The 17,838-nt window shown below is 62.0% G+C and carries 16 protein-coding genes and 2 pseudogenes; 15 read left to right on the top strand and 3 right to left on the bottom strand.

Going from position 1 to position 17,838, the window contains the following annotated elements:
• Positions 1 to 14 precede the first annotated feature (14 nt).
• Positions 15 to 638, bottom strand: coding sequence for a hypothetical protein (locus D3791_RS00090; protein WP_022875209.1), 624 nt, complete (start codon positions 636 to 638; stop codon positions 15 to 17).
• Positions 639 to 698: 60 nt separating this feature from the next.
• Positions 699 to 2,057 (bottom strand): DUF349 domain-containing protein, encoded by a 1,359-nt coding sequence (locus tag D3791_RS00085; protein WP_172510959.1) that lies wholly within the window; start codon positions 2,055 to 2,057, stop codon positions 699 to 701.
• Between the two features lie 142 nt (positions 2,058 to 2,199).
• Here D3791_RS00085 and hisS point away from each other — a divergent pair, with 142 nt between their 5' ends.
• The 4 genes from hisS to D3791_RS00065 all read left to right on the top strand — a co-directional run bounded on the left by hisS (position 2,200) and on the right by D3791_RS00065 (position 7,018).
• Complete coding sequence (gene hisS, locus D3791_RS00080; protein WP_022875207.1) at positions 2,200 to 3,522, top strand: histidine--tRNA ligase; 1,323 nt, start codon at positions 2,200 to 2,202, stop codon at positions 3,520 to 3,522.
• Positions 3,523 to 3,613: 91 nt separating this feature from the next.
• Positions 3,614 to 5,416 (top strand): aspartate--tRNA ligase, encoded by a 1,803-nt coding sequence (gene aspS, locus D3791_RS00075; RefSeq protein ID WP_172510958.1) that lies wholly within the window; start codon positions 3,614 to 3,616, stop codon positions 5,414 to 5,416.
• A 149-nt stretch (positions 5,417 to 5,565) separates the two neighbouring features.
• On the top strand, positions 5,566 to 6,684 hold the full coding sequence (locus tag D3791_RS00070) for a hypothetical protein (protein ID WP_172510957.1): 1,119 nt from the start codon (positions 5,566 to 5,568) through the stop codon (positions 6,682 to 6,684).
• Positions 6,677 to 7,018, top strand: a complete 342-nt coding sequence (locus D3791_RS00065) for a PadR family transcriptional regulator (protein ID WP_172510956.1) — start codon at positions 6,677 to 6,679, stop codon at positions 7,016 to 7,018. The genes D3791_RS00070 and D3791_RS00065 overlap by 8 nt, the downstream gene beginning before the upstream one ends.
• Here D3791_RS00065 and dtd read toward each other — a convergent pair.
• Positions 7,001 to 7,438 carry a D-aminoacyl-tRNA deacylase gene (dtd, locus tag D3791_RS00060; protein WP_172510955.1) on the bottom strand — a complete coding sequence of 146 codons (438 nt, stop codon included), beginning with the start codon at positions 7,436 to 7,438 and terminating at the stop codon, positions 7,001 to 7,003. The genes D3791_RS00065 and dtd overlap by 18 nt on opposite strands.
• Before the next feature lie 83 nt (positions 7,439 to 7,521).
• On the opposite strand from dtd, the gene D3791_RS00055 reads away from it, so the two are divergent.
• The 11 genes and pseudogenes from D3791_RS00055 to D3791_RS16885 all read left to right on the top strand — a co-directional run bounded on the left by D3791_RS00055 (position 7,522) and on the right by D3791_RS16885 (position 17,748).
• On the top strand, positions 7,522 to 8,928 hold the full coding sequence (locus D3791_RS00055) for a replication-associated recombination protein A (RefSeq protein WP_172510954.1): 1,407 nt from the start codon (positions 7,522 to 7,524) through the stop codon (positions 8,926 to 8,928).
• A gap of 188 nt (positions 8,929 to 9,116) precedes the next feature.
• The gene (rpsD, locus tag D3791_RS00050; protein ID WP_022875201.1) at positions 9,117 to 9,740 is read left to right on the top strand and encodes a 30S ribosomal protein S4; all 624 of its coding nucleotides are present in this window, start codon (positions 9,117 to 9,119) and stop codon (positions 9,738 to 9,740) included.
• Positions 9,741 to 9,864: 124 nt separating this feature from the next.
• Positions 9,865 to 10,236, top strand: a complete 372-nt coding sequence (locus D3791_RS00045) for a DUF948 domain-containing protein (protein ID WP_022875200.1) — start codon at positions 9,865 to 9,867, stop codon at positions 10,234 to 10,236.
• Between the two features lie 78 nt (positions 10,237 to 10,314).
• A complete protein-coding gene (locus D3791_RS00040; protein WP_022875199.1) occupies positions 10,315 to 10,524 on the top strand; it encodes a hypothetical protein in 210 nt (69 codons plus the stop codon).
• 19 nt (positions 10,525 to 10,543) lie between these two features.
• Positions 10,544 to 13,234 carry an alanine--tRNA ligase gene (gene alaS, locus D3791_RS00035; protein ID WP_172510953.1) on the top strand — a complete coding sequence of 897 codons (2,691 nt, stop codon included), beginning with the start codon at positions 10,544 to 10,546 and terminating at the stop codon, positions 13,232 to 13,234.
• Positions 13,227 to 13,700, top strand: coding sequence for a Holliday junction resolvase RuvX (gene ruvX, locus D3791_RS00030; RefSeq protein WP_022875197.1), 474 nt, complete (start codon positions 13,227 to 13,229; stop codon positions 13,698 to 13,700). Before alaS ends, ruvX begins: the two co-directional genes overlap by 8 nt.
• Before the next feature lie 50 nt (positions 13,701 to 13,750).
• Positions 13,751 to 15,148, top strand: coding sequence for an endolytic transglycosylase MltG (gene mltG / locus D3791_RS00025; RefSeq protein ID WP_172510952.1), 1,398 nt, complete (start codon positions 13,751 to 13,753; stop codon positions 15,146 to 15,148).
• Between the two features lie 32 nt (positions 15,149 to 15,180).
• On the top strand, positions 15,181 to 16,020 hold the full coding sequence (locus D3791_RS00020) for a shikimate dehydrogenase family protein (protein WP_172510951.1): 840 nt from the start codon (positions 15,181 to 15,183) through the stop codon (positions 16,018 to 16,020).
• A gap of 29 nt (positions 16,021 to 16,049) precedes the next feature.
• Positions 16,050 to 17,248, top strand: a pseudogene (gene aroC / locus D3791_RS00015) (chorismate synthase).
• Positions 17,249 to 17,261: 13 nt separating this feature from the next.
• Positions 17,262 to 17,494 (top strand): annotated as a pseudogene (locus D3791_RS00010) (shikimate kinase); the annotation flags it as partial.
• Between the two features lie 14 nt (positions 17,495 to 17,508).
• Positions 17,509 to 17,748, top strand: a complete 240-nt coding sequence (locus D3791_RS16885; protein WP_425483165.1) for a shikimate kinase — start codon at positions 17,509 to 17,511, stop codon at positions 17,746 to 17,748.
• The last annotated feature ends 90 nt before the right edge of the window (positions 17,749 to 17,838 follow it).

Raw genomic sequence — 17,838 nt, 5'->3', positions numbered from 1 at the left:
ACCGGAGTAGAAGCTCACGCGGCCTGCGCCATGTCGTCGAAAGAGTCGATGAGGCGCAGGGCACGGGATCTTTCCGGAGATTTCTCATAGGTATTCAGGTTCTGCCTGATAGAGATCAGATTCAGATAAGGATCGTTCAGGGAAATCGCATTGCCCAAAACGCGGCTTGCTATCGGTAGCGGGTCGAATTGGGCGCAGTCGCAGACGCTGCGCAACGCTGATGTCACCTTGACCCGGCTACGGAAAACCATTTGCGTCTCCGGCACCACGGCCTGCATGAATTCGGCGGTGAGTCCGAAGCCCGGTTCAAACGGGCGATGATAGGCATTGGTGTAGATGCACATCGTGAAAACTTCGGGCAATAACCCATGGACCCATGCGGCGGTTTGCCTTGCTAGTACAGTACGCGAATTCAATTCCCGTCCACACACGAAAGCGGCAATTCGCGCGCGCAGCGACGCGGTGATCTGAATCTGGCTGGGGAGAAAGCAATCTCCAAGCACTTCGCGCAGCAGCCCATTCGAAGCCATTGCCTGCAACTCATTGCGGCTGAACATCTGGCCCGCGATCCAGAGGTCTTCTGGAATGCGCAACGCGACGGCGCCTGGCCCGGTAGCCTGGTAATTTTTCGATTCCATGTGGCTACTGAACCAGCATGCGCCGTCGCGTTGACGGTGTGCTGACGATCTGTGGATTACTTACTGGAAGTCGGCTGCCGACTTCTCCAGGGTGTTCAGCCACATGCGGCGTGCGTCCAGGGCTTCCTGGGCAGCTGCGATCTGCTTTGCATTGCCCTTGGCCTGGGCTGCTGCAAGGTCTTCTTCCAAAGCTGCGATCGTGTCCTGCAGCTGGCTGAGCATCGAGTTGGAGCGAGCCTTGGTCTCCGGGTTGGACCGGCGCCACTGCTCGTCTTCAGCGCCCTTGACTGCGTCTTCAACCTGGCGCAGTGCCGATTCGATGCGCTGCAAGTCGTTGCGCGGCACCTTGCCGGCAGCTTCCCAGCGATCGCGGATGGAATCCAGCTTGGCCTTGGCCGTTGCAAGATCCTTGATCGGCAGCAGAGCGCGGGCTTCCTCGAGCAAGGCTTCCTTCACGACCAGGTTCTGCGAGTATTCCTCGTCGATCTTGGCGTTCTCCGCGGCACGTGCCTGGAAGAAGACGTCCTGGGCCGCACGGAAACGGCTCCAGAGCTGGTCGTCATCCTTGCGCGACGCACGGCGCGACTTCTTCCACTCATCCATGAGCTTGCGGTACTCGGCAGCGGTAGCGGCCCAGTCCGTGGAGCTCTGCAGAGCTTCGGCGCGAGCGATCAATTCTTCCTTCACGGCCTTGGCCGATGCATTGGTCGAATCGAGCTGCGAGAAGTAGGCGCGACGGTGGCGGTCGAAGGTGGTGCGAGCGGCGCGGAACCGCTTCCACAGCGCGTCTTCGGTGGCACGTGGCAGGCGCACCGAGGAACGCTGGGAGGCCTTCCACTGTTCGAACAATTCATTCATGGAAGCCGAAGCGGTCTTCCACTGGATCTGCTCGGGGCGCTTGCCAGCCATGGCCTCGGCCTGCTCGACGATCGATTCGCGAGCGGCCAGCTGTTCGGCACGGGCTTCATCGTGGGCCTTGCGCTGTTCGGCGTTCAGGCTCTCCACGGCCACCCGGACATCTTCCAGGCGCGATTCGAGCGCCGGGATGTCGCCGACCATGTGGCGTTCTGCGACGGTGGCCGACAGGGCCTGGACGGCCTTGCCCAGTTCGCCAGCCGGAGCCTTGGCCACGACACGCTGCTCGAGCAGCATCAGCTGCGAGAGCGCATCGTCATATTTGCGCACGAAGTAGCCCAGGGCCTCTTCCTGCGAGGCATCTGGGTACTGGCCCACTGGGAATTCGGCGCCATCGATAATCACGAAGACGTGGCCGTCCTCGGTGACTCGGGCGAATTTTGCCGCTTCATCGAGGGGAGTGGTGTGTGCGACGCTGGGCGCTACAACCGGTTTTGCTGCAGGCTTCTGCGCCTGCGGCAAAGGGGTCTTCTGGCTGTCGTCGGATTGCTGACTGGTGGTCACCGCTGAAACTCTTTCACTTTACGAGCACTTGCTATAGGCAACTCTACCTGTGACCTCCGTTTCTTAGTAAGCCGACGTGCACAGGTTTCTTGCAAAACAGGCTTAAGATGGTTTTGTAGACCAAATTGCACTAAGGAGTTTCATGGCACGCAAGGCCTCACTTTCAGGTTTCCCCGAATGGCTTCCAGCCGAACGGGCTGTCGAACAGCACGTGCTGGACACCTTGCGTCATGTATTCGAGCTTCATGGTTTCGCCAATATCGAGACCCGTGCCGTGGAAACCCGCGCGCAATTGCTGCGCAAGGGCGAAATCGACAAGGAAGTCTACGGACTTTCCCGCCTAGCTGCCGAAGATGACAAGAACGATCCCAACGCGCTGGCCCTGCACTTCGATCTAACCGTGCCTTTCGCGCGCTACGTGGTGGAGAACGCCGGCTACCTGGCCTTCCCGTTCCGCCGCTACCAGATGCAGAAGGTCTGGCGTGGCGAACGCCCGCAGGATGGCCGTTTCCGAGAGTTCACCCAGGCGGACATCGACGTGGTGGGCGATGGCACCCTGCCTTTCAGCTACGATGTCGAATTGGCGCTGACCATTGCCGATGCCCTGTCCGCATTGCCGATCGGGGACTTCCGCCTGCGCGTGAACAACCGCAAGCTCGCGGAGGGCTTCTACCGCGGCCTGGGCCTGGATGACCCGGACGCCGTGCTGCGCGCTATCGACAAGCTGGAGAAGATCGGCGATGAAGCTGTCGCCAAGATCCTGGTTGAGGAAGTCGGTGCTACCCGCGAACAGGCCGATGCCGCCCTGGCCTTGGCGAAGATCCGCACCCTGGATACCTCCTTCGTCGAACAGGTCCGCGCCCTGGGCGTAACCCACGAGCTGCTGGATACCGGTCTCGATGAGCTTTCCCAGGTGATCGATGCCGCCTCCAAGCGCGCTCCGGGCAAGGTCATGGCCGATCTGTCCATCGCCCGCGGCCTCGACTACTACACCGGCACCGTGTACGAAACCGTCTTGGTGGGCCACGAGTCCCTGGGATCCATCTGCTCCGGCGGCCGCTATGAATCGCTGGCCTCCAAGGGCAAGAAGAATTACCCGGGCGTGGGCCTGTCCATCGGCGTGACCCGCCTGATTTCACGCATCTTGGCTGAAGAGGTAGTCACTGCCAGCCGCAGCGTGCCATCGGTGGTATACGTCACTTTGGCCAATGACGATTCCTGGCACGAAGCCCAGGATGTCGCTTCCAAACTGCGCGAACGAGGCATTGCGTGCGAGGTGGCGGCCAGCGCGGAGAAGTTCGGCAAGCAGATCAAATTCGCTGATCGCCGCGGCATTCCATTTGTTTGGTTTACCCACGCCGATGGCACCCACGAGGTCAAGGACATCCGGTCTGGCGAACAGGTTGCGGCCGATCCGCAGTCCTGGATGCCTGCGGCCGAAGACCTTTCGATCGCCATCAGCTAATACTTCGGGCCTAGCGGCCCGCACCGGCACCCCTGACGGGTGCACTAAACTTCATGGGGAGAAACTTTCCCAACCGACCGAAAGGATCGTAGTGCTACGCACTCATCAGCTGGGCGTCTTGAACGCCGAGCACATTGGACAGCAGGTCACCCTCACCGGCTGGGTCGCCCGTCGCCGTGACCACGGTGGTGTCGCCTTCTTGGATTTGCGTGATGCCTCGGGCGTAGCCCAGGTCGTCGTACGCGATGAAGAGGACTTCCACCCGCTGCGCAATGAGTTCGTGCTGCAGATCGTCGGCACTGTCGAGCGCCGCCCGGAAGGCAACGAGAACCCGAACCTGCCAACCGGCGCCATCGAGGTTATTGCCGACACCGTGACCGTGCTGAACACCGCCGCACCGCTGCCTTTCCAGGTTGACGAGCACGTTGAGGTCGGCGAAGAAGCGCGCCTGCGCCACCGCTACCTGGATCTGCGCCGCCCCACCCCGGCACGCAACATCCGCCTGCGCTCGGAAGCCAACCGCGTGGCACGCAACCTGCTGCACGATCAGGGCTACATCGAGATCGAAACTCCAACTCTGACTCGCTCCACCCCGGAAGGCGCCCGCGACTTCGTCGTGCCGGCACGCCTGACGCCAGGCAGCTGGTACGCGCTGCCACAGTCCCCGCAGCTGTTCAAGCAGCTGTTGCAGGTCGGCGGCTTCGAGAAGTACTACCAGATCGCACGCTGCTACCGCGATGAGGACTTCCGCGCGGACCGCCAGCCGGAATTCACCCAGCTGGACATCGAGGCTTCGTTCGTCGAGGAAGATGACATCATCGAGCTCGGCGAGAAGCTGGTCTCGGAACTGTGGAGCCTGATCGACGTACAGGTCCCAACCCCGATCCGCCGCATGGCGTACTCGGAGGCCATGGCCAAGTACGGTTCGGACAAGCCGGACCTGCGCTTCGGCTTGGAGCTGACCGAGATGACCGAGTACTTTGCGAACACCTCCTTCAAGGTCTTCCAGTCCGAGTACGTCGGTGCCGTGGTCATGCCTGGTGGGGCTTCCCAGCCACGCCGCACCCTGGATGCTTGGCAGGAATTCGCCAAGCAGCGCGGCGCCAAGGGCCTGGCATACGTTTTGATCAAGGAAGATGGCGAGCTGGCTGGCCCAGTGGCCAAGAACCTTTCGGAGGAAGAGAAGGCCGGTTTGGCCGCAGCCACCGGCGCATCTGCCGGCGACTGCATCTTCTTCTCGGCCGGCAAGAAGAACGAATCCCGCGCACTGCTCGGCTCGGTCCGCGTTGAGATCGGCCACCGCACCGGTTTGATCAAGGAAGGCGACTGGGCTTTCGTCTGGATCGTCGACGCGCCAATGTTCGAAGCAGCCTCCGACGCTGTGGCTTCGGGCGACGTGGCCGTTGGCGCTGGCGCATGGACCGCTGTGCACCACGCCTTCACCAGCCCGAAGCCAGAGTTCATGGACACCTTCGATACCGATCCAGGTTCGGCATTGTCCTACGCCTACGACATCGTCTGCAACGGCAATGAAATCGGTGGCGGCTCGATCCGTATCCACCAGCGTGACGTCCAGGAACGCGTCTTCAAGGTCATGGGTGTCACCCAGGAGCAGGCTGACACGCAGTTCGGCTTCCTGCTTGAAGGCTTCAAGTACGGCGCCCCGCCACATGGCGGCATCGCACTGGGCTGGGACCGCGTCCTGCAGCTGCTGACCAACTCGGAGTCCATCCGCGACGTCATCGCCTTCCCGAAGACCGGTGGCGGTTTCGATCCGCTGACCCAGGCTCCTGCGCCAATCACCCCGCAGCAGCGCAAGGAAGCTGGCATCGACTTCAAGCCTGAAAAGAAGAAGGCTGAGGAAACCGAAGCAAAGGCCGAAGAGGCCAAGTAGGCTTAGGCAGCTTCACGAAGCCGGGTGGAACGCTTAATCGCGTTCCACCCGGCTTCTTTTTCGCATCAGAATAGGCCAGAAAGTGGATTAAGGCTGGTTTTGATACTAGGTTAGTTTTCAACCTAGTTATTTCGAACCCAGGAGAGCACGTGGCCTCAGCAGAACCCAATGACATCATCGAGCTGTACCCTGAAGGCGACCGCGAATGGGCGCAGGACTTCAACATCGCCATGTGGTGGAAGGACCTGAACGATTCCCAGTGCGCCGCAGAACTGGGCAAAGCGCTGGATGCCATCCGCGACAGCGGTCAAAGCGCAGAAGAACTCTTTGGAGATCCCGCGGAATTCGGCGAAGGCCGGGCCTATGCGCGCCTGACCCCGCAGCAGCTAGCGGATTCGGAGATGTCGATCAGCAGCAGCGTGCTGCTCCTGGCTGGTTTCGGGCTCGTTGTTGGCCTGCTGTGCACCGGTTTTGGCACGTGGGTCGGATTCCGTGACGGATGGACTTCGAACTCGTGGCACTTCTGGCAGCTAGCGGCGTTGTGTGCAGGCACGGGAATCGCCTTATTCGGGCACCTTTGGTGGTTCTACCGGAGCAAAGGCAAGTTCGCTCTGTCATGGGCATTGGGCTTGGGTGGAATAGCTGTATCCATTGCCGTGGCCGTAATTATCGCAATCCTCGGTGGAGAACAGACCATGCCGATGCCCAACTGGCTGGCACCGATCCTGGGCCTGGCACTTGGTTTCGGCGTGTTTAGGCTGCCATTCAAGGACGAGACTGAACCAGTACGCAAAGGCGCCTCTGCTTTCGCAGATCCAGAAGCGTGGTTTGCCGAATCCACGCGTTTGCTTCGCGGACACTACGGATTGCGGGGCCAAGAGGCGGCGACAGTCATGGCACCGGCACGCGAGCACTGGTCAAATATGAGCATGGAGGGAGAGGAAGCTTCGATTGTCGAAGAATTCGGCACTCCGGGCGAATTCGCCATCGGCCTGGGTGTCAACACCGCAAAGGCGCTGCAGCGGCGCTGGCTGCTTCGGCGGTTGCTGCCCCTGGCCATTGCCGGCATTTACACCCCGAGCATCGTGGAAGGGCTGCTGGCTGCCGATCGCAGCGGATGGGATATCTTCTTCGCAGTATGTCTTTTGATTTTTGCAGCGCTGACCCTCTATGAACTGCGTCCTGCAAACCGCGCAGAATACGTGGAATCCAAGCTTGCCGAAAGGCGCGCACAGGCCCGCGGGCTGGAAGAAGGCCGAGATGAGTGAGCAAGCACCATTCCCCGGCAGCTGGCAGCGCGCGATGCTGCCGATGCTGCTGTTGGCCGAGCTTTCCCTCGGGCCAACCCACGGTTATGCCTTATCCAAGAATCTGCAGCAGCGCGGTTTGGGGCCATTGAAGGGTGCCACCCTGTATCCAGCCCTGGCGAAACTCGAGGCGTCCGGCCTGGTTGTAACACGCTGGGAAGAAGGCCAAGGCGGGCCTGGACGCAAAGTCTACGAACTCTCGGACGCCGGAAGCATCGAGTTGAAAGCACAGCGCGAGCAATTCGACCAGCTGGTCCAACTGGTCAAGGCCACTGGGCTAAGCCAGGTCCGCTGAGTCGACAATCATTGTGAACGGCCCGGTATTGGTCAGCGACACATCCATCATCGCGCCGAATACTCCGGTCTCGACATGAGCGCCAAGCTCGCGCAGATAGTCAACGAAGTGGTCGTATAGCGGTTCGCTCACCGGCCCGGGCGCGGCATCTGACCACGACGGACGGCGGCCCTTGCGCACCGAGCCATACAGCGTGAATTGGCTGATCACCAGCAGCGGCGCGTTATTGCCCGCAGCCGAGGTCTCATCCTCCATGATGCGCAGCTGCCAGATTTTCTCCGCCACCTTGCGGGCGGTTGCCTGATCGTCATCGTGGGTCACGCCCAGCAGGATCACCAACCCGGGGGAGTCGAGCTTCCCGACAATCTGCCCTTCGACCTCGACGTGGGCAGTACTGGCAACCTGGACGACGGCGCGCATTCAGGGATTCCTCTCGTTAAGCTCTCGGCGGTGGCCAGGGGACCGGTACCGCATCCACACCAGAATATCGGTAGGCTTGAACGGTGAGCGATTTGTTCGATTCCCTGTCCGATGATCCGCACGACGCACGCGAGTCCCAAGTCAACCGGCCGCGTCCGCCGCTGGCAGTGCGAATGCGCCCGAAATCGCTCGAGGAACTCGTAGGCCAGCAGCACCTGCTCGGCCCCGGCTCGCCGTTGCGCCAATTGGCCGAGAATCCCGAAACGGGACTGGCCGGCCCGGCCAGCGTTATCCTCTACGGCCCGCCAGGCATCGGCAAGACCACCATTGCGCACGTGATCGCGCGGGCGACCAATCGCAAGTTCGTTGAGCTTTCGGCCATCACCGCGGGCGTGAAAGACGTACGCCGGGTCATCGAGCAGGCCAAGGACGATCGTGACCTGCGCGGGGTGACTACGGTCCTCTTCCTCGACGAGATCCACCGCTTCAACAAGGCCCAGCAGGACGCGCTGCTTCCCGGGGTCGAAAACCGCGTAGTGGTTTTGGTAGCCGCCACCACGGAGAACCCTTCCTTCTCGGTGATCTCGCCGCTGCTTTCGCGCTCCCTGCTGCTTACCCTGCGTCCGTTGACCGATGCCGACCTGGCCTCATTGCTGGAACGGGCCATCGAAGATGAACGAGGTTTCGACGGGCAGGTCCAGCTCGAGGATGAACAGCGCGACGCCATCATCCGCCTGGCCCAGGGGGATGCCCGCCGCTCGCTGACTGTGCTCGAAGCCGCCGGGGCGGTCGCCTGGAATGCTGCCGGGTCTAAGGTCACACCGCCGGTGCGGATCACCCAGGATCACGTCCAGCTGGCCATGGATCAGGCTGTGCAACGTTATGACAAAGACGGCGACCAGCACTACGACATCATCTCGGCCTTCATCAAGTCCATCCGCGGCTCGGACGTGGATGCTGCCCTGCACTACCTTGCGCGCATGCTTTCGGCGGGGGAGGACCCGCGGTTTATCGCCCGGCGGTTGATGATCTCTGCCAGTGAAGATATCGGCATGGCCGATCCGACCGCACTGCCACTGGCCGTGGCCGCGGCCCAGTCGGTGCAGCTCACCGGCATGCCCGAAGCCCGGATCATGCTGGGCCATGCCACGGTGCATCTTGCCACCGCGCCAAAGTCCAATGCCGCATACAACGCCATCAACGCCGCGCTGGCCGATGTCGCCGAGGGCAAAGGCTCCTTGGTGCCCGATCACCTGCGCGACGCGCACTATCCCGGGGCCAAGCAACTCGGCCATGGCGTCGGGTACATCTACGCCCATGACGCGCCGCATTCCATTGCGACCCAGCAGTACCTGCCCGATGATTTGTTGGGCACCAATTACTACACGCCTACGGTCAATGGCGCGGAGAAAACCATCGGATCGCGGCTGGCGCGACTGCGGGAGATCATTCGCGGCAAGGACCCGGTGCGCGGGGCACGCAAGCGCTAATTGTGCGCTATGCCTCAAGACTTGCTGCCTTCGCTTCGTGTAGACTTGATCTTTGGCTGGCAAGCCCTGCCCGGAATCCGAGTGATCGGCGACCGGAGCAAGGTTGCAGTGTAGCAGGGACGCGACGCCCACACACTCTCCATCCTGGAGGCCAGTAGATACCGTCGCTGAACGAAAAGGACACATCAATGGCTAACGCCCGTGCCCGCCGCACCGTACGCCTTTCGCGTGCGCTCGGCCTTGCATTGACCCCTAAAGCTGAAAAGTACATGGAGCGCCGTCCATACGGTCCAGGCCAGCATGGCCGCGCCCGTAAGAAGCAGGACAGCGACTACGCAGTACGTCTGCGCGAGAAGCAGCGTCTGCGTGCCCAGTACGGCATCCGCGAAGCTCAGATGCTGAGCGCCTTCAAGGAAGCCAAGCGCCTCGGCGGCCAGACCGGTGACAACCTGCTGGCACTGCTCGAGTCCCGCTTGGACGCCCTGGTTCTGCGTGCAGGCTTCGCCCGCACCATCCAGCAGGCTCGCCAGCTGGTTGTGCACCGTCACATCCTGGTCAACGGCCAGCGTGTTGACCGCCCGTCCTTCAAGGTACAGCCGGGTCAGCTGATCCACGTACACGAGAAGAGCGAGAAGATGGTTCCATTCCAGATGGCTGCTGCCGGCGAGCACTCCAAGGTGCTGCCAGCTGTTCCTGCTTACCTGGACGTGAAGCTGGAAGCCCTTCAGGCTACCTACCTGCGCGCTCCTGAGCGTGCAGAGATCCCAGTGACCTGCGAAGAGAACCTCGTGGTCGAGTACTACGCACGCTAAATCCGTGCGCTAGTTCCAAGCCCGCAACCGATTTCGGTTGCGGGCTTGTCGCTTAACTACCTATTGGAGCGCAGACTTCGATAAGGTGAACTGGCACCAAAAACCCAAGCAGAAGAGGAAGCATATGTCGGGTTCGGATATTGCAGGGCTTATCGCAGCCGGCGCGTTTGTTGTACTAGTAGTGCTGCTGGCCGTGCCGATCATCAAGTTAGGCAAGGTGTTTGATGAGCTTCGCACCACGATCAAAGACGTGTCCGACGGAACCACCCCGTTGCTAGGTGAAGTCGCCAACACTGTGGCGACCACTAACGACCAGCTCAAAAAGGTCGATACGATCACCAATAACGTTTCTGATACGACCGCCAATGTTTCCGCGCTGTCCTCGTTGGTCGCCGCCACTGTCGGTAAGCCGCTGATCAAGGTGGCCGCATTCACCGAAGGCGTGAAGGCCGCGATGAACACCAAGCCAAGCGGCAAGGCACGCCGCAGCCGCTAAGCCAGAGCCTGTTCGATCGAACACGTATCGGCGCGCTGAACGAGGGACGGCCAATCGAAGGCCGCCAAGGAGACTAGAATGAAAAAGTTCTTGTGGGTTTCTATTGGAGTGGGCGTAGGAGTGCTCGCCACCAAGAAATACGCTGAAGTTAAATCCGGTGCAGCGCTCAACCGCCAGGTCGGCAAGTACGCCGACCGTGTCGCCGAATATCTGGAAGCCTTCCATCAAGGCATGACCTCCAGAGAAGAAGAATTACGTTCCGCCTTGGGCGTGGACGCCGCTAAGTGAAGGGATCATCCGTAACACGATGAAAACGCAGGAAATTGCCCGTCGGTGGGTCGACTTTTTCGTCTCGAAGGGCCACACGGCGGTGCCCAGCGCCTCGCTGGTCTCATCTGACCCATCGCTGCTGTTCACAGTGGCCGGCATGGTTCCCTTCATTCCTTACCTGACCGCCCGCGAAGAGGCCCCCTACAACCGTGCGACCTCGGTGCAGAAGTGCATCCGCACCGGCGACATCGAAGAAGTCGGCAAGACCGTGCGCCACGGCACCTTCTTCCAGATGTGCGGCAACTTCTCCTTCGGCGATTACTTCAAGAAGGATGCCATCCACTTCGCCTGGGAGCTGCTGACCAGCCCGGTTGAAGCTGGCGGCTACGGCCTGGACAAGGAACGCCTCTGGGTCACCGTCTACGAAGACGGCGACGAGAAGGACGTGGAAGCACGCCGCATCTGGGAAGAAGAGATCGGCATCCCGACCGAGCGCGTCGTGGGAACCGGCAAGGAAGATAACTACTGGAACACCGGCCAGCCCGGCCCCGGCGGTCCTTGCTCGGAGATCTACTACGACCGCGGTGCGCAGTACGGCCAAGAAGGCGGCCCAGCCGTCGACGAGACCCGCTACATTGAGATCTGGAACCTCGTGTTCATGCAGTACCGCCTCTCGGCAGTACGCTCCAAGACCGACTTCGACGTTGCCGGCGAACTGCCAAAGCGCAACATCGACACCGGTCTGGGCCTCGAGCGCCTGGCCATGATCCTGCAGGGCGTCGAGAACATGTACGAGACCGACCAGGTCCGTCCGGTGCTCGACAAGGCCGCTGAACTGGCAGGCGTCAGCTACACCTCCACCGAGGATCCAGCAGACCCCAACCACGCCAACGACGTGCGCCTGCGCATGATCGCCGACCACATCCGCTCCTCGCTGATGCTGATCTCCGATCAGGTCACCCCGGGCAACGAAGGCCGCGGCTACGTGCTGCGCCGCCTGATCCGCCGCGCCGTGCGCGCCATGCGCCTGATGGGCGTGGAGAGCGAAGTGCTCCCAGAGCTGCTTCCGGTCTCGCGCGACGCCATGAAGGGCGTCTACCCTGAGGTCGAGGCTGATTTCGAGCGCATCGCCCGCATCGCCTACGCCGAAGAGCGCGCCTTCCGCCGCACCATCGCTTCGGGCACCACCCGCCTTGACGAGGCACTGATCCACGCCAAGGAAGAGGGCGCGAACCTCTCGGGCGACGACGCCTTCACCCTGCACGACACCTACGGCTTCCCGATCGACCTCACCTTGGAGATCGCGGCCGAGGCTGGCCTGTCCGTTGACGAGTCGCGTTTCCGCGAGCTGATGAACGAGCAGCGCACCCGCGCCCAGAAGGATGCCAAGGCCAAGAAGGCCGGCCACGCCGACCTCTCGGTCTACAACAAGCTGGCCGAGGCCGGCAACGTGCACTTCACCGGCTACGACACTCTGGAAGGCGAATCCTCCATCCGCGGCATCATCCGCGATGGCCAGGTCGTGCCTTACGCAGAGCAGGGCCAGGAAATCGACCTGGTCCTGAACGAGACCCCGTTCTATGCCGAGTCCGGCGGCCAGGCTGGCGACAGCGGCCTGATCACCGGTGACGGCTTCGTGCTGGAAGTCACCGACGTCCAGGCACCGGTCAAGGGCCTGAACGTGCACAAGGTGATCGTGCGCGAAGGCGAGCTTCCTGCCGAGGCCTTGGTACGCACCCAGGTTGACGCGGTCCGCCGTCGTTCCGGCGAGCAGGCCCACTCGGCCACCCACTTGGTGCACGCCGCCCTGCGCGAACTGCTCGGCCCAACGGCCACCCAGGCAGGTTCCTTCAACAAGGCAGGCTACCTGCGCTTCGACTTCTCGTGGGCTGAAGCCCTCTCAGCTGCCGCTCGCAGCGAAGTCGAAGAAGTCGTAAACCTCGCGATCGCCGCCAACCACCAGGTCATCACCAATGAGATGGCCCTGGCCGAGGCGAAGAAGCTGGGCGCCATGAGCCTGTTCGGCGAAAAGTACTCCAACGACGTGCGCGTCGTGGAAATGAACGGCGCCTGGTCGCGCGAACTGTGCGGCGGTACCCACGTAGATACCACCGCTCGCATCGGCCAGCTGACCTTGCTCTCCGAGGCTTCGGTGGGTTCGGGCAACCGCCGTGTTGAAGCGCTGGTCGGCATGGAGGCCTTCCGCCACGGTGCTGCCGAGCGCGCACTGGTTTCCGAGCTCTCGGGCCTGTTCCGCGTGCCGTCCAACCAGGTCTCCGAGCGTGTCAACGACACCGTTGCCAAGCTCAAGGCCGCTGAAAAGCAGATCGCCGAGCTCAAGAGCCAGGCCATGCTCGCCCAGTCGGCAGCACTGCTGGAGAAGGTCCAGACCATCGGCTCGACCCGGTTGCTGGCCCACAACGCCGGCTCCATCGATTCAGCCGACGCGCTGCGCACCATGGCTTTGGATCTGCGTGGCAAGCTGGGCAGCGAAGCGGCAGTGATCGTGCTGATCGGCGTCTCCAATGGCCGGCCACTGGTACTGGCTGTGACCAATGACGATGCACGCGCCAACGGCTTCAAGGCTGGCGCGCTGGTGCGCACCGCAACCGGCGTGCTCGGCGGCGGTGGCGGCGGCAAGGACGACATGGCCCAGGGTGGCGGCCAGGACGCTTCGAAGATCGATGAAGCGCTGGATGCCATTCGGGCGGCTTTGGCCAATGGCTAAATTGGCACTCGGCGTCGACGTGGGCCTGGCCCGCGTCGGCGTCGCCATCTCCGACCCCTCGGGCATCTTGGCCACCCCGGTGATGACCCTGCGCCGCGATCTGAAGAAGAATTCGGATCGCCGGATGCTCTTGCGCATCATCGCCGATCGAAATGTCGGCGAGGTGTTCATCGGCGAGCCCAAGTCCTTGGCGGGCAATGACACAGACTCCACCAAAATGGCCCGTGACTACGCCATTGCTTTGGCAGAAGAAGCCGTGAGCGCTAATATCGAGCTTGAGGTTTTTCTGGTTGACGAGCGTTTGAGCACCGTGAATGCGCATCGCGCGTTGCACGCCTCGGGCCGTAAGATGGAGGATCATCGAAAGGTTGTCGACCAGGTCGCAGCCACCGAGATCCTGCAGCAAGTGCTGGAAATGCGTCGGAACAACGTCCGCGTGCAGGCCAGCCGGATCGTCATGAAATAGGTTTCGCGCTACGCGGCCGAGGACGATGCCACACCGAGAAATGAGAGTTGATGCGAGAAGAAGCCCGTCAAGAACGGCAACGCGAAACGCATCGCGCGCTGTATGAAAGCTTCGCGGCAGGCCAAGGCCTGCCGATCGCTGAACCTTCGACCCCGGAAGTCACTGGACTCGATCATTACTTGAATGCTCCGGCCGATCCAGAGACGGCCGGCGACACCAATGCGGACGCTGCCGGTGATAAGGGCGGGCAGGACACCCACACCCGGTTCCTGCCCACCCTTGCCCCGGTGCACACCGCCCAAACCCCGATCGTCGAGCCGCAGGACTCGCTGCACAGCAACGGCCTGCTCGGCCAGGACGATCAAGAGCACGAAAAACTGCACCGCAAGAAGACCAGGCGCAAGCGCAATCTGGTGATGCTGGCCACCGTGCTCATTTTCGCTCTAGTGGTGGCAGGGTCCTTCTACTTCATCAAATCCCTGGTCAAGCAGTTCAACCCGGACGACTATCCCGGTCCGGGCGGAGCCACCGTCGAATTCACCGTGGAAGACGGCCAGGGCCTTGGCGTGATCTCGCGCAAGCTTGAAGACCTGGATGTGATCTCCAACGACAAGCTGCTTATCAAGGCGGTGGAGAACTCCAAGCAGGCCAATAAGGTCATCCACCCCGGAACCTACCTGCTCAAATCCCAGATGCCGGCAGCGGATGCCGCCGAAGTGCTCGTGGACAATCGACCCGGCAAGGTCTTCTACATCGGCCTGAAGGCGAACCTGCGCATGAACGCGGCGCTGGAAGAAATCGCCAAGGGCTCCGGCCTGAAACTGGCTGACCTGAAAAAGCTGGCCAACCAGCCGGAAAAATTCGGACTGCCGGATTCAGTGCCCAACCTTGAAGGCTGGCTGCACCCGGGCGAATACCGCTTCGCACTGGACAGCACCCCGAAGGAAGTACTTTCCAAGATGGTGCGCGCCACCAAGGACACCCTGAAGGACGCCGGGATCAGCGACCTGGACAAGGGCTACCGCACCTTGAAAGTCGCCTCGATCCTGCAAGCCGAAGCCCGCGAAAAGGACTACGCAACCGTAGCCGGTGCCATCGAGAACCGATTGAATCCAGCCAACAAGGAAACCCACGGTTTGCTCCAGGTCGACTCTGCGGTGATCTATGGCTTGAACCGCTACAGCCTGCAGTTCAGCCAGGCCGAACGCAAGGACGCTGGCAACAAGTACAACACCTACGTGCACAGGGGCCTGACTCCGACCCCTATCGGCTCGCCTGCCACGTCGGCGATCAAGGCTGCGGCCAACCCGCAGGAAAACGGCTACTACTACTGGGTGACCGTGAACATCAAAACCGGCGAAACGAAGTTCGCCTCCAGCTATGCCGAACACCAGCAGAACCAGGCTGAATTCCGCGCATGGTGCCAACAGAATTCGGATGTCTGCTAAACGCGGCATCACCGCAGAAAGTACGTGAATTGATGAAGCAGGCTGCCGTTCTGGGCCATCCGGTCGGCCACTCCAAGTCGCCGGTATTGCACCGCACCGCCTACGAGCTGCTGGGCGCGGCGCTGAGCTATGAAGCCATCGATCTGCAGCCTGCGCAGTGCGCCGAGCATGTGGCGCGCCTGCGCCAGGGCAACTGGGCCGGCTGCTCGGTGACCATGCCCCTGAAAGATGCCTTCGTCCCGTTGATGGACGAGGTCTCCACCCGGGTGCGGCAACTTGGCGCGCTGAACACCATCGTGGTGCGCGAGGACGGCTCCCTGTACGGGGAGAACACCGACATCGACGGACTGGTCCAGGCCCTCGCGGACTTCTCGATGACCTCCACCGACCGGGCCATGATCCTCGGTTCGGGCAATACCTCTCTGGCGGCCTTGCAGGCCAGCGCCCTGATCGGGGTCAAGCACGTCACCCTGGTCGTCCGCTCCGCCCAGCGCTCCGGGCGCGCCGTGGAACTGGCCACAGAGCTGGGCATGGTCCCGGTCGTCCACGAAATATCGGCGATCACCGAGGAACTTGCCGAGCAGCTGCGCCAGCTGCCCCTGGTCTTCAGCACCCTGCCGCCGCGCGCGGGCGACGATTGGGTCCCGGCCGTGGGCTCCGGAACCGGGATCCTGCTGGATGTCGCCTACGATCCATGGCCCTCGCGATTGGCCTCGTCCTGGCAGGGACAGGTCATTTCCGGCCTGCACATGCTCGTGCACCAAGCGGTCGAACAGGTCCGCCTTTTCGCCTCCGAGGCGTGGGATGAGCAGCGGCGGGTTGACGTCACAAATGCGATGTATGACTCTCTGGGACTGCTCCGACACCAGTAATTCCATCAGGTCATGGCAAAATAGAGGACATGTTGCGTTGGTTGACCGCGGGCGAATCGCATGGCCCGGCACTTGTTGGAATTCTTGAAGGGCTACCTGCCGGAGTATCGGTGGATAGCGAAGTAGTACGTGAAGCATTGGCGCGCCGCCGCTTGGGCTATGGCCGCGGGGCGCGAATGAAGTTTGAAAAGGACCAGGTGACTTTCCTTGGCGGCGTACGCCACGGCAAGACCCAGGGTGGTCCGGTGGCCATTGAAATCGGCAACACCGAATGGCCAAAGTGGGAGCGCGTGATGAGCGCGGATCCCGTCGATCTTGATGAGCTCGCTTCGCTGGCGCGCAATGCGCCGCTGACCCGCCCTCGTCCAGGCCACGCCGATTTCACCGGCATGCAGAAGTACGGCTTCGACGATGCCCGCCCGATCCTCGAGCGTGCCAGCGCCCGCGAAACCGCGGCCCGCGTGGCCCTGGGCTCGGTGGCTTCCCGCTTCCTCAACGACCTGGGCATCCAGCTCGTTTCACACACCACCGCCGTAGGTGCCGTTTCCGTTCCTGCCGACGCGCCGTTGCCTACCGCCGACGACGTTGAAGCATTGGACGCCGATCCGCTGCGTTGCTTCGATAAGGCGACCAGCGAAGCCATGGTCGCCGAGGTCGACGACGCGCACAAGGCAGGGGAGACCCTCGGCGGCGGGTTGAGGTTCTCGCCTACAACCTCCCTCCGGGCATCGGCTCCTACGTGCACTGGGATCGCCGTCTGGATGCGCGCCTTGCTGCCGCATTGATGGGCATCCAGGCCATCAAGGGCGTGGAAGTCGGCGACGGCTTTGAAACCGCAGCCCGCCGCGGCTCGGCAGCGCACGACGAAATCGTGCATGCCGAAGATGGCAGCATCAAGCGCAACTCGAACCGCGCTGGCGGCATCGAGGGCGGCATGAGCATTGGCGAGGTGCTGCGTGTTCGCGCCGGCATGAAGCCGATCGCCACCGTTCCGCGCGCGCTGCGCACCGTTGACACCGCCACCGGCGAGGACACCACTGCGCACCACCAGCGTTCGGATGTTTGTGCCGTTCCGGCAGCTGGCGTTGTCGCCGAAGCCATGGTGGCCCTGGTGCTAGCCCAGTCCCTGCTGGAGAAGTTCGGCGGCGACTCGGTGGCTGAAACCAAGCGCAATATCGACTCCTACCTGGCGAACATCCCGGATAATCTGGGATCGACTGGCGTCTAGGAAGCATTCGGTAATGATTTACCTCATTGGTCCGATGGCCAGTGGCAAGTCCACCGTGGGCAGGTCACTGGCCACGGCCTTATCAACCAGTTTCGCCGACTCGGATGCTGCCGTGGTGGCCCATCATGGCACCATTCCGCAGATATTGCCGAGCATGGCGAGTCGCATTTCCGCGATCTGGAAGTCCAGGCCTTGGCGCGCCTGCTCACCGGGGTAGTTGCCACCGGTGGCGGCGCGGTGCTCCGCGAAGAGAACCAGCAATTGCTCTCGCGCGGCACCGTGGTCTATCTGGAGCTGGGCCAGCAGGCGGCGGCGAGCGGATCAAAGCCGACTCCAACCGCCCGCTGCTGGCAGGTGACGAAGCACTCACCGTCTGGGCTTCGGTTTACGAAAAGCGACGCCCTATTTACGAAATGCTGGCTGACGTGCATGTTGTGGTCGACGGAAAGTCCGTTCTACAAATTGTCGAAGAGATTTTGCCGCAACTCGAACAGCTGTGATTAGCGCCACGAGATGCCAGTTCTCACCAATCACGCGCGTACGCTAGAAGATCAGCACCATCAGGAGGAACAAGACTGATGCCATTAGCA

It is taken from the genome of Glutamicibacter mishrai (assembly GCF_012221945.1).
GTDB classification, from domain to species: domain Bacteria; phylum Actinomycetota; class Actinomycetes; order Actinomycetales; family Micrococcaceae; genus Glutamicibacter; species Glutamicibacter mishrai.
This window is presented reverse-complemented; position numbering and strand designations above follow the sequence as displayed.